This is a genomic window from Aquabacterium sp. A3, assembly GCF_038069945.1.
Classification (GTDB): Bacteria; Pseudomonadota; Gammaproteobacteria; order Burkholderiales; family Burkholderiaceae_C; genus Aquabacterium.
On record NZ_JBBPEV010000008.1, the window covers coordinates 1 to 12,943 of the forward strand.

Consider the following 12,943-nt stretch of genomic DNA (forward strand, 5'->3'; position numbering starts at 1 on the left):
GAGGGCGTCAGCGAAGTTCACGTCGAAGGCTTCAATGGCCAGAACGTCATCTCATCACTGAACCTGGAGCTAGCGCAGGCCCGAGACAAGCAAGAGCAAACCATCATCAAAGTTGAGCTAGAGCACTGCTACCTCTTTGAGGCTTCATTCACCGCCCAAACAGCTCAGCTCATCACCATCACGCCCTATGCGAAGTGAGCATTGCCTCCGCCAAGCGATAAACACTGGCGCGGATTGACACGTCAAGTGCAACACCCAAAAATGCAGGCTCACACAGCACCAAAACCTTCCACTCCGCGCCCCAGCCTAACTGTCAGGTCAACGCGGACGCAACCAAGGGCCATGCCTTCGGCATTTTCATGGCCCTTGGTTGTACCCTCCGCCCTAAAGGGCTCCGGCGCCGGTTACCTTGGTAGTTAGGCCCCTATCCATGATGCACATGCCGCCGCCCATCCTTACAGCGCTAGCCTTGTTGCTGGCAGCGAGCGCCCATGCACAAGATTTTTCATTCGTCGGGCGCAAGCCGGATCTTTCCGGCAACCGGAAGCTCCACGTTGTCAAAGGCGTTGATCCCGGCGTTCCTGTAGTGTTCGATACAGTATCCAGTGAGCGAGTGGTTCTGCGACCCGCTACCCCAGCGGAACGTTCAACCCCAGAGAACCCTGTGTATCGCTTCGAGTGGCAGAAAGACAAATCCATATTTTTTTTCGAACTCATTGACCCCGACTTGTTGAAGCGACTAGACCAACAAAACACTCGAAGCACCGCTTCCGCAGATGGCAAAGCGTACGAACTGCGTGTGATCACAGCCTTCTTCGATCAGGGTAAAACCCTGCAGCTGTGCGTGCCGTCCACAAAATCTGCCCGTGGAGTGATTACGGCTTACATAAAGGTTGGAGCATCGGGTGAGCAAGAGCAAGCGCTCGTGTTGCCCGAAGGGGGCATAGCACAGTGCATCATGGAGGCAACGCGTTCATATACCTACCCCATCCCTCCTGCATCACCCTTCGTGGCGAAGGCAGTCGTTAATGTCACCGAGTGACGGAACTGGGTTCAAATTGAAGAGGCAACACTCTGCCTACGCGTCCCAGCCTAACTGGGCGGTCAAGCGGACGCCAACACAGGCCATGCCTCCGGCATTCTCATGGCCTGTGTTGGTGCCCTACGCACCTTCGGTGCTCCGGCGCCGCTTACCTTGGTAGTTAGGCTTTTGGGGCACTAGTAAGTTCTAGAACTCAGGAGAGCGTACTTGGACAAGTCGGTAATTGGTGCGCTTCTGGCGCTAGTGGGGACACTGATAGCGGGCTTTTTGAGCACTTTTGTATCTGAACACTATCGGCGGCACTGCAATAGAACGGCATTGGCGGGTGCCCTAGCGGGGGAACTTGGTTCATATAGTGAGGCTTGGCCTCTTGCACATGAGAACATCAACAATGCCTATAACTTGGCGTTGTCTGGTACAGAAATAAAATTACCAAAAATTGAAAAGTCAACGGATCGAGTATTTGATAGTTGTGTAGCACAGATAGGCCTGCTCGGCCCTGATCTCGCAGATGACCTAGCGTATACCTACAACAACATCAATGCGTTCAGAGTCAGCATTCAAGCGGCAAGCGAAATTCATTCTGATCCGGTGCGACAGGCAGCAATGCTGCAAGCAGCGTTGGCATCTATGCATCGTGCAAATGAGCGAGGAAAACAATTGCCCGAAAAATTGCGCCGCGTAGCAAGAGAGCGCTATTTTCAAAAGTGGCCTTGGCTGCTACTTGCGGGGTGCTCATTTTGCGCAGTCATAGTTGCCGCATTTCTATTCGGCGCGGCATACGGAATCCCATCTCAAGCCACAAGCACAAAACCGATGTCAATTCAAAGCCAGCCCTCGGCCGCCAGCCCATCACGATGAACGACGCAACGATTACCGCACCTGCCACTAGCGCAGATTGACACGTGAAGTGCAACACACAAAAATGCAGGCAGCCGCACTATCAAAACCTTCCACTCCGCGCCCCAGCCTAACTGTCAGGTCAACGCGGACGCAACCAAGGGCCATGCCTTCGGCATTTTCACGGCCCTTGGTTGTGCCCTCCGCCCTGGCGGGCTCCGGCGCCGGTTACCTTGGTAGTTAGGCCTTCGTTTCCGGAACTCTCTGGAAGTCGAATGAGCAGTATTCGGAAGGCTCTGGAAGCCTGGTTTGGTATCCACTGCCTTGCCCTTTTGAACGGTTTCAACGCGCGCCGAACCTGCAGCACGGCACGCATGGGGTCTTACTTTCGCCGCTCTGGTTGGCCGTCTGTCCTTCGGCAGCCTGCTCACCATTCAGCAGCGCTCAAGTGCCACTCGCCATCGGCCTTTGGGCTCAACAACGTCGGCGCTCTTCCACCAGGCCGAGGCGTCTGGCACACTGATCACAAACATCAAAGGGAGCGTCTATGCAGCATCACTGTTCATCGAACCACGGCCGGTTTGCCGTGTGCTCCACGCTCTCTCCTTCGCGCCACAGCCTAACTGTCAGGTCAACGCGGACGCAACCAAGGGCCATGCCTTCGGCATTCTCATGGCCCTTGGTTGTCCCCTTCGCCCTGGCGGGCTCCGGCGCCGGTTACCTTGGTAGTTAGGCTTCCAAAAAGAACCGCAGCATCTAATTTACAAAGGGACCGCGACCAGTGAACCGTTGGAACATTCCGCCTGACCTAGAGCAATATGTAAAGGCTAGAGACGGTCGCTGCGTCTACTGCCAGCTTGACTTTTCCCTGCCAGCGAATAGCAGAGGCATGCGCCCGTCGTGGGAGCATATCGTCAACGACGAACGAATCATCACGCGCGCCAATATTGCTCTATGCTGCATCTCATGTAATGCGAGCAAAAGCGCCAAGCCGCTCCATCAGTGGCTGCAGTCTAAGTATTGCGCCCGTAAAGGCATCAGCGCCGAGTCTGTCGCCGAGGTCGTTAAACAAGCACTTGCTAGTCCACCGAGCGCCCTTCCTATACAGTGCTAGCAGCACCGTACACCATCCAAAAAAACCTACGCAGCAAAGCAATCAAGGTGTCTGGCAAACTGATCGCAAACATCAAAGGGAGTAGCCGTGCAACATCAATGCTCATCGAACCACGGCCCGTTTGCCGTGTGCTCCACGCCCTCTCCTTCGCGCCACAGCCTAACTGTCAGGTCAACGCGGACACAACCAAGGGCCATGCCTTCGGCATTCTCATGGCCCTTGCTTGTGCCCTCCGCCCTGAAGGGCTCCGGCGCCGGTTACCTTGGTAGTTAGGCAACTCCATGACATCGACCGCAACTAGCCTCGATCTCTACATTCAGTCCGCAGAAGCACAAGCTGTAATTCCAGTTTGCGTTGCGGCTGATCCGATCTACGCAAACACAAAGGAGCAATTGGAAGCGTGGCTGTCCAAGCATTCCGCAACGCTTAAAGATGGAGAGAATCAGGCGAAAGCGCAAGGCATGCTCAATGCGGGCGCAGCGAACATCAAGACGTTCGCGACTGTTAAGGCTCAGATGCTGACCCAGTTGCCACCCGACGATCAACGCCGACGATGTAGCGAAGTCGTAGAGCGTCTGAAAGATGAAGTCAAGCGCTAATCAAATCCATCGCGTGGATTGACACGTGAAGTGCAACACCCAAATTGCAGGCCGTCGTACTATCAAAACCTTCCACTTCGCGCCCCAGCCTAACTGTCAGGTCAACGCGGACGCAACCAAGGGCCATGCCTTCGGCATTTTCATGGCCCTTGGTTGTGCCCTCCGCCCTCACGGGCTCCGGCGCCGGTTACCTTGGTAGTTAGGCTCATCCAATGAGAACACTCCGCAAACTCGCTGCCGCAGCCTCTTTCGTTGCGCTGTTGCTCACCTTGCTGTTTGCAAGCCAACTCGCACTTGTGCCGCATACGGTCGAAAACGGAGCCCTAATCTCTCGTGCATTCTCCGCCAGCGCGGCCTTCATCAAGTCATTCCAAGCTGCCAATCGTCGCTTGCCAAATGACGACGAATTTGCGACTTGGAAGGCTCAACAGAAAGGTGTCTTACCAATGGTTGAGGGCGTGAAGCTCACCTCACCGAACAACCTGCCATTGGATGCACAAGAAGTTTTCGGAGCGGCGCCTGCCGGCAGCTTCGCGCTATCCCTGTGGCGCGGTGAATGGCATGAGCACTACGCACCATGGTCTCAAGAGAGCACTGTCGATAACCCCGCTGGACTTTATGCAAGCACAATTGGGCTCGTGCTGATCGCAGGCTTTTCTACAGTTGCTTTATGGAAATTCGCAAAAAGCGGATCTGCCAGTTGAAATGCAAAGGCGGCTCATGAGTAGATCGAAGAGTTCAGCACCTGTTCCCAGCCTAACTGGTCGTTCAACGCGGACGCCACTACAGGCCATGCCTTCGGCATTCTCATGACCTGTAGTGGTGCCCTCCGCGCTTCGCGCTGCGGCGCCGGTTAACTAGGGCGTTAGGCCTTCGTTTCCGAAACACTCTGGAAGTCGAATGAGCGATTTTCGGAAGGCTCTGGAATCCTGGTTTTATGCGCAAGGCATGGGCTTTTTGAGCGGTTTCAACGCGCATCGAACCTGCAGCACGGTACGCATGGGGTCTTACTTTCGCCGCTCCGGTTGGCTGTCTGTCCTTCGGCAGCCTGCTCACCAATCAGCAACGCCAAAGTGCCACATGCCATCGGCCTTTTGGCTCAACAGCATCGGTGCTCTTCCACCAGGCCGAGGCGTCTGGCACACTGATCGCAAACATCAAAGGGAGCGTCTATGCAGTACTGCTGTTCATCGAACCATGGCCAGTTTGCCGCGTGCTCCACGCCCTCTCCTTCGCGCCACAGCCTAACTGTCAGGTCAACGCGGACGCAACCAAGGGCCATGCCTTCGGCATTCTCATGGCCCTTGCTTGTGCCCTCCGCCCTCACGGGCTCCGGCGCCGGTTACCTTGGTAGTTAGGCTCTCTAGGAAAAATCGATGAAACGGCTCTCTATACACTTTATGCAACGCATTCTATTCAGCGCTATCGTAATCCTTACCATCTTGTCGCCTAACTTCTCAAAAGCAAACGAAGTCACGCCCAGCAGAGATGTCCCGATCGCATTGATCGATGTATCCTCCAGAATGGAAGCAATGTGTTTCGATCTCGTTCGAAAACTAACATCAAAAGCCGATTTCCAACCTGCCTTCAGCCACCGAGAACCTCAACCTTCCGAGACGTGTCGTTGCGCCATTGAATCTATCCGTTCCGATCAAAAACTACGTCGCCAATTCGACGGAGAGGAAGCTCTCATGAAAGAGCGACTCAAGTCAGAACAGTTGCAATCATATTTCCTGCTCAAAACAACCACATCCATACTTTCTTGCCTAGCATCCGATTTCAACATGACCCTTGAGGTCATTGACTTGAAATAAACTGGGGGCTTGCATCGCGCGAAGAATCAAAAAACCAATAAATCCAAGCCATGCCAACAAGCCCGCCCCTCCACTATGTGCCCAAGCTCGGACTGACACTTGAAGTGCAACACGCAAAATGCAGGCAGCCGTACTATCAAAACTTTCCACTCCGCGCCCCAGCCTAACTGTCAGGTCAACGCGGACGCAACCAAGGGCCATGCCTTCGGCATCTTCATGGCCCTTGGTTGTGCCCTCCGCCCTGGCGGGCTCCGGCGCCGGTTACCTTGGTAGTTAGGCCTCATCAATTCTCACTATTCGCCACCCATGCCTAGTTTCCCCACCATCTCCCGCCGTTCAGACACTGCGTCAACGAAATCTCATCATCTAACCAACCCACACCAGTTGAAGGAAATCAAATGAGCGATCCCTACAAAAAGAAGTATCAAGTCTTCATTAGCAGCACGTTCAGCGACCTTGAAGCAGAGAGACTGTCGATCATGAAGGCAATGATGGGGATAGACTGCATACCAGCTGGAATGGAGGACTTCCCTGCGTTTGATGAGGCGCAACTCTCATATATCAAGAGAGTAATTGATGAAAGCGACTACTATATTCTGATAATCGGCGGACGCTACGGCAGCCAGGATGAGGATGGAATAAGCTTTACAGAGAAAGAGTTCCAATATGCCAGAGAGAAAAAGAAGCCAATACTAGCCTTCATTAACTCTGATGTGGGATCCCTCCTTGCCAAGCACATTGACGACGATCACTCAAAGCGCGCAAAACTTGAACGATTCAAGGAGGAAGTCAAGCGCAGTCGCATTGTAAAATTTTGGACACGATCCGAAGAGCTTCCAGGTCTCGCGCTGATCGCACTAAATCAAGCAATCAGGTTGGTACCACAGATTGGATGGGCAAGAGGTGATTCGCTTGAGGTCCAGCAGCTAGTCTCAGAGCTAAGTCAACGAAGGCAGGAAAATCATATACTCAGATCTGAAATTGAGAAGCGCGATATAGAAATTGGGGAGCTACGTGATGTCTTGGGCCGCGACGCCGACGATGCTTCCGGACTATATTCAAAGGCGGCGGCTATCGCCGCCAAAGGTGACCAAATTGAAACCGGAGATCGTGAAAGCATAAGACTACTTCTGGAGCGAATTGTCAAACTGGCATTGGAGCTAAAGGTTCCTCCTAATGACCTATACAACTCGGGAATAGCGGCCGCGAATGTGGACTTGGACTATCTTTCACTGCAACTGCATACATTGGCACACCATTCCCAGGACTCCCTAAGCCACTTGATGGCTAGGTTGCACAGGGAAACCAGCTCTGGTGTTAGACTCCTAATTGTCTCTGGGAATGAGGGCCTGGAGATTCAGCGGGATACAAGTGCAACCTCGCAAGCTATTCGCAAAGAAGCCTTGAATGCGACTCTGGCAATGTTCGCCGACGCACCGGTTGCACAGTGTGAAATCGTCTACTCTCAAGGCTGGAATATATGCCAAGTACACCGCGAGTCCGGCGCCTCGGAGTTGGCTCTAAGCCTCCTGACCGCGTCCTACTACGCAAGAATCAATGAGATGGACAAGATTGAAGAGATTCCTGATAACGATTTGCTCAGCGCAAAGATCGACTGGTCTAAGCAAATTGGGAAGCCCGTTCCGTCCTATCTCCTTCAGAAGATTGCCGAGTTTACGATGTTTCTCTCTAAGCACGACTGGATGGACCATACAAAACATTGGATCCGACTTGCAGAACGTCAAAACGCCATCGAACCACCAAATGCGACATGGTACGAATCGACGGTTATGGAATTAAACAAATCTTTGGCGATGATACGTGCCGTTGAGGCAAGAATTGCACAGCAAATCGACATTTAGTTGCCTGAGGTTCGTCGATGAAGACGTAACAATTTGGCGCGCGTGCATGCCACGATCCCTAAAACACCTAAGGAGTGGGATTATCGAATTGCAGATTCATCTGCGTAGTCATTAATGAGGCGCGGATTGACACATCAAGTGCAACACCCAAAAATGCAGGCAGCCGTACTATCAAAACCTTCCACTCCGCGTCCCAGCCTAACTATCAGGTCAACGCGGACGCAACCAAGGGCCATGCCTTCGGTATTCTCATGACCCTTGCTTGTACCCTCCGCCCTCACGGGCTCCGGCGCCGGTTACCTTGGTAGTTAGGCCTCTCCATGGAGCAGAACGCGTGAAACGCCTCGGAGCACAAACGTTGCGATGGGCCTTGTTAACAATCGGGCTTGTCGCTTGCCTCTACTTCCTCAATGACGCCGCATTCAGCGGCTGGATGGCAGGCGGCCCGCCAGGCCCACATAAGGGAGGCTGGGAGTTTCGCGCCCAATCAAGCCTCCTTCGAGCCGTGGGCTCATTGCTGCTAGGCATTGCCGCCTTTCGCGCGGTCAAGCAAGTCCCAAACGTTTCGCGAACAACATGGGCCGCTGGGGCCTTAGCCCTATTCGCCCTCCTAGCACCATTGGCCCAACGCGCCTTGGCTATCGACAAATGCCTCGATAGCGGCGGCAAATGGAGCCCGCAAGCACTGGAGTGCGAGCGCTAATGGCCAAGAAGCACAACCACCGCGGCGCGGATTGACACGTCAAGTGCAACACTCAGAATTCAGGCAGTCGTAATGCAAAAACCTTCCACTCCGCGCCCCAGCCTAACTGTCAGGTCAACGCGGACGCAACCAAGGGCCATGCCTTCGGCATTCTCATGGCCCTTGGTTGTGCCCTCCGCCCTACCGGGCTCCGGCGCCGGTTACCTTGGTAGTTAGGCCTTCGTTTCCGGAACTCTCTGGAAGTGGAATGAGCAGTATTCGGAAGGCTCTGGAATCCTGGTTTGATGGCCAAGGCATGGGCTTTTTGAGCAGTTTCAACGCGCGCCGAACCTGCAGCACGGCACGCATGGGGTCTTACTTTCGCCGCTCTGGTTGGCCGTCTGTCCTGCGGCAGCCTGCTCACCCATCGGCGGCGCCCAAGTGCCACATGCCATCGGCCTTGTGGGCTGCCTGTCCTGCGGCAGTCAGCTCAACATCCAGGGGCGCCAAAGTGCCATTCGCCATCGGCCTTCTGCTTAAAGAAGCTCCGTGGTCTTCCACCAAGACCGCGCGTCTGGCAGACTCTCTGGAAACATCAAAGGGAGCGTCTGTGCAGCATCACTGTTCATCGAACCACGGCCAGTTTGCCGTGTGCTCCATGCCCTCTCCTTCGCGCCCCAGCCTAACTGTCAGGTCAACGCGGACGCAACCAAGGGCCATGCCTTCGGCATTTTCATGGCCCTTGGTTGTGCCCTCCGCCCTCACGGGCTCCGGCGCCGGTTACCTTGGTAGTTAGGCCTTCGGTTCCGAAGCTCTCTGGAAGTCAAATGAGCGGTTTTCGGAAGGCTCTGGAATTCTGGTTTGGCGGCCTCGGCCAAGGCTTTTTGACAGGTTTCAACGCGCACCAAAACTGCAGCACGGCACGCATGGGGTCTTACTTTCGCCGCTCTGCTTGGCTGTCTGTCCTTCGGCAGCCTGCTCACCACCGCGCGGCACCAAAGTGCCACATGCCATCGGCCTTGTGGGCTGCCCGTCCTTCGGCAGTCAGCGCAACATCCAGGGGCGCCCAAGTGCCATTCACCATCGGTCTTTTGGCCAAACACGCTCGGTGGTCTTCCACCAAGACCGCGCGTCTGGCAGACTCTCTGGAAACATCAAAGGGAGCGTCTGTGCAGCATCACTGTTCATCGAACCATGGCACGTTTGCCGTGTGCTCCACGCCCTCTCCTTCGCGCCCCAGCCTAACTGTCAGGTCAACGCGGACGCAACCAAGGGCCATGCCTTCGGCATTTTCATGGCCCTTGGTTGTGCCCTCCGCCCTCACGGGCTCCGGCGCCGGTTACCTTGGTAGTTAGGCCTCTTCTTAAGACCCGCGACAATCCATGATCATGCAAATCCCAGGCATCAACATCTTGGCGAAAGCAGACAGAGGGGCGTTTTTTCATTTCGAGGTCGTAGCAGACTCCGAGCAAGTTGAATCTGCTACGACCGCACTCATTGCCCACCTACCTGAACTTGGCGAAGTCTCGATATTGGAACCTGGCGGGGCCGAATGCTACCGAGAATGCCGACGCATCGGCAATGAGCTTCAAATCAAGCGCGGTTGTCGTGGTGCCCATGGAACATGGCAGAAGGCGACGCTTGCTGAGTCAGTCAATTGGCTTGCCGATGGTATGCGGCTCTCAGCAAAAAATCCTAGGCGGGAGCAATGCATCATGAGCCTGCCACATGGCAGCTTTAGTTGAACGCAGTGAATAGCATTTCAGACGTATGTGCACCTATCCACAGCCTAACTGTCGGTTCAACGCGGACGCCAACACTGGCCATGCCTTCGGCATTTTCATGGCCCTTGCTTGTACCCTCCGCCCTCGCGGGCTCCGGCGCCGGTTACCTTGGTAGTTAGGCGTCACAAGTCCCGTCAGTTGCCAGCTAGCATCATCGAAAGAAAAACATGGGTGGTCTCGATCCAAGCCTCATAGTCACCGCGATCTCCGCCATTCTTCAGGCAACGCAAACTTGGTACGCACACAAAGATGCGCGCCAAGCTGCTGAAGAGCTTGACAAGATCATTGGCTCAGGGGCTGACGATCCCGAACTCGTTGAAGCCATGGCACAGCTGCATTCATTTGTGCCAGCCGAAGTAATCGATGCACTTCTGGCTCGGATCGAGCAGCAATGGGTTCGCTACGCCGAAGTTCTCGAGGCTCCGCCTGGCGCCTTTACCGAAGCAGAAATAGATGCCGCGACTCAGGCAGCAAAGGCCGGAGTGTGCCGAGAACTTCAACGCTTGCGTTCGATTACCGGAGCACTGCCACCCGGTAAGCTTTCTCAATGGTGGGAGCTATACAAATGCCCATGACGCGCAGATTGACACGTGAAGTGCAACGCTTAAAATTATAGGCATTCCTAATGCAAAAACCTTCCACTCCGCGCCCCAGCCTAACTGTCAGGTCAACGCGGACGCAACCAAGGGCCATGCCTTCGGCATTTTCATGGCCCTTGCTTGTGCCCTCCGCCCTGGCGGGCTCCGGCGCCGGTTACCTTGGTAGTTAGGCTTTTCGCAAACACACAACTTAGCCATTTTTTAGGCCTTAAAGCAATGCGATTACTCTCACCGCGAATTCTCTTGCTCGCAACAATCATTGCAACCATCGGAGCACAAGCTGCAACGATGAATAAATGCATCGTAAATGGCAGTGTCTCGTATCAACAAAATCCCTGCCCCTCGACCAAAGCCCGAAAAGATCCAACACTTGAGGAGCTTAACGCGGCGGAAAAGAAACGCGAAAAAGCCCCCATCAGCACAGCACCCACCACAGCTGTGTTAGCAAAGGAGGCAACGGTCGCCTCGCCTACTGTTTCCAGCAGCTACCGTTGCGACGGTCGCCAATATTGTTCACAAATGGGTTCATGCGCGGAAGCCAAGTTCTTTCTAAAGAACTGCCCTGGTGTAAAAATGGATGGCAACAACGATGGAGTCCCCTGCGAAGCTCAATGGTGCGATGATTAATAAACAAACCATATACAGGCCAAAAGTTATAAATTAAAATACCATCATATGCACTTCAATACCTTCCACTCCGCGCCCCAGCCTAACTATCAGGTCAACGCGGACGCAACCAAGGGCCATGCCTTCGGCATTTTCATGGCCCTTGCTTGTACCCTCCGCCCTGGCGGGCTCCGGCGCCGGTTACCTTGGTAGTTAGGCCCCAAGCACAAAACCAGCCATGCTACCGAATAGACGGCTTGTCAAAATTCAATGAATCAACGGGAATTTCAGTAATGCTTTATTGTCAAAGCTGCGACACCGACAACGACACATCAGCGCATAAATGCCGTGAATGCGGTTGTCCATACCTTATTCCGTACAAGTCAGTGCTAGTGCGAAGCGACGGGAAACGCGTCGGGATCAAGTCCGGCTTTTGTTGGCCAGCGGCAATATTTGGCTGGATGTGGACCGCATACCATCGAGCTTGGCGTCTGTCGCTCATCCTCGCAGTAACGGCTTTTGGCTTACTCGCTTTAGACCACCTGTTCTTTAGTAATACTCAAAACCCTCTGTGGAGCTTACTAACCATCGGTGCATATGCTTCTTACATGTTCATCTGCGGAAAAAATGGGTACGCCCTATTAGAAAAAGATCTCCAAAGAGTTGACTACACTGCACTTATAAAGCCGCAGGCTAACGTACTATGAAAACCTTCCACTACGCGCCCCAGCCTAACTGTCAGGTCAACGCGGACGCAACCAAGGGCCATGCCTTCGGCATTCTCATGGCCCTTGCTTGTGCCCTCCGCCCTGAAGGACTCCGGCGCCGGTTACCTTGGTAGTTAGGCTCCCCACACCCTCGCGCCGATCATGTCTAGTCTTCCCAGACACAATTCAGCCGACTCAGACTTTCCCCCAACTGAGCCGCTGCCCAACTTACCCATTTCACATCACCTCGACCGCGCATTGTCACAACCAACAATATACAAGCCAAAAATAATTAAAACAAAAATCAAAATTTTCATAGCAACCCTATCGGCCACTATATTCTGGTGGTCGGCGATCGGCATCGCCTCGGGGCACGCCAATATGGCAATGAAGCGCGTCGGAGTGATCCACATATCTGGGACTCCCGCAATTCTATTCTCCCTAGCAATCCTAATACTAGCAGCCACTTTGGCAACATATATGATTGAGCATGATGATGCACCCAGTGTTGATGCAGCATACGCTCAGATGCGCAACAGGCTTGGATTCCTTGCTGCACTACTTGTCGTCGCATCTATAACTGTTGCCGCCCTTGAAAAATCGGGGAGCCTGCCGCGCACAGATGAGCGCATTGGATTAATGTCAATAGAATTTATGAAGAATTTATTGACTTCGGATTTTGTGGCACTTACCCTGGCGCCACAAAAATCTGATTTGAAGCTCTGGTCTCTCGTTTCCAGCATGCCTGCTGCCGCCGTCGGAACAGTGTGGTTTCTACACAGCAAACTAACAGGCCATCGACACATAAATTTATTGTTTCGAATAGCCGCAACCCTTGCGATACCACCCCTATGTATTCACGTTTTATACATTATAGCCGAGCTCTCAATACTATCCCAAAAAAGAGTAACCGACGCATCGGAAACATATTTCAGAGAGGCCATAGCACTCAACATGTTTCACCTCACCATGTCGGCATTAATGCTTGTTATGCTAATCGGGTCACTCCTTTTAAAGGAGGATAAACCAAGATGGCCCCACAAAAACCAGCGATCTCATTATCGCCGGTAGGTCAATATATTAGTTAATTTCACACATCAACACCCCTCGCGGATTGACACTTTAAGTGCAACACTCAATATGCAGACAAACGTACTATCAAAACCTTCCACCTCGCGCCCCAGCCTAACTGTCAGGTCAACGCGGACGCAACCAAGGGCCATGCCTTCGGCATTCTCATGGCCCTTGCTTGTACCCTCCGCCCTGAAGGGCTCCGGCGCCGGTTACCTTGGTA

Annotated in this window: 11 protein-coding genes; all 11 read left to right on the top strand. The window is 53.7% G+C overall.

What is annotated here, in order from left to right; all coding sequences use genetic code 11:
• The coding region (locus WNB94_RS16905) for a hypothetical protein (RefSeq protein WP_341391549.1) at nucleotides 1-198 on the top strand (198 nt) is incomplete at its 5' end.
• Nucleotides 199-439: 241 nt separating this feature from the next.
• Nucleotides 440-1,042 (top strand): hypothetical protein, encoded by a 603-nt coding sequence (locus WNB94_RS16910; RefSeq protein ID WP_341391550.1) that lies wholly within the window; start codon nucleotides 440-442, stop codon nucleotides 1,040-1,042.
• A gap of 207 nt (nucleotides 1,043-1,249) precedes the next feature.
• Nucleotides 1,250-1,903, top strand: coding sequence for a hypothetical protein (locus WNB94_RS16915; protein ID WP_341391551.1), 654 nt, complete (start codon nucleotides 1,250-1,252; stop codon nucleotides 1,901-1,903).
• Nucleotides 1,904-3,277: 1,374 nt separating this feature from the next.
• Nucleotides 3,278-3,595, top strand: coding sequence for a hypothetical protein (locus WNB94_RS16920; RefSeq protein ID WP_341391552.1), 318 nt, complete (start codon nucleotides 3,278-3,280; stop codon nucleotides 3,593-3,595).
• A gap of 212 nt (nucleotides 3,596-3,807) precedes the next feature.
• Entirely contained in the window at nucleotides 3,808-4,299 is a 492-nt protein-coding gene (locus WNB94_RS16925; RefSeq protein WP_341391553.1) for a hypothetical protein, read from the top strand.
• A 1,508-nt stretch (nucleotides 4,300-5,807) separates the two neighbouring features.
• Complete coding sequence (locus WNB94_RS16930; protein WP_341391554.1) at nucleotides 5,808-7,271, top strand: DUF4062 domain-containing protein; 1,464 nt, start codon at nucleotides 5,808-5,810, stop codon at nucleotides 7,269-7,271.
• Between the two features lie 2,064 nt (nucleotides 7,272-9,335).
• A complete protein-coding gene (locus tag WNB94_RS16935; protein ID WP_341391555.1) occupies nucleotides 9,336-9,698 on the top strand; it encodes a hypothetical protein in 363 nt (120 codons plus the stop codon).
• 206 nt (nucleotides 9,699-9,904) lie between these two features.
• Complete coding sequence (locus tag WNB94_RS16940; protein WP_341391556.1) at nucleotides 9,905-10,312, top strand: hypothetical protein; 408 nt, start codon at nucleotides 9,905-9,907, stop codon at nucleotides 10,310-10,312.
• Nucleotides 10,313-10,552: 240 nt separating this feature from the next.
• Complete coding sequence (locus WNB94_RS16945) at nucleotides 10,553-10,963, top strand: excalibur calcium-binding domain-containing protein (RefSeq protein WP_341391557.1); 411 nt, start codon at nucleotides 10,553-10,555, stop codon at nucleotides 10,961-10,963.
• Between the two features lie 272 nt (nucleotides 10,964-11,235).
• Complete coding sequence (locus tag WNB94_RS17215; protein WP_445819096.1) at nucleotides 11,236-11,649, top strand: DUF2628 domain-containing protein; 414 nt, start codon at nucleotides 11,236-11,238, stop codon at nucleotides 11,647-11,649.
• Between the two features lie 162 nt (nucleotides 11,650-11,811).
• Nucleotides 11,812-12,720 carry a hypothetical protein gene (locus tag WNB94_RS16950; protein ID WP_341391558.1) on the top strand — a complete coding sequence of 303 codons (909 nt, stop codon included), beginning with the start codon at nucleotides 11,812-11,814 and terminating at the stop codon, nucleotides 12,718-12,720.
• The last annotated feature ends 223 nt before the right edge of the window (nucleotides 12,721-12,943 follow it).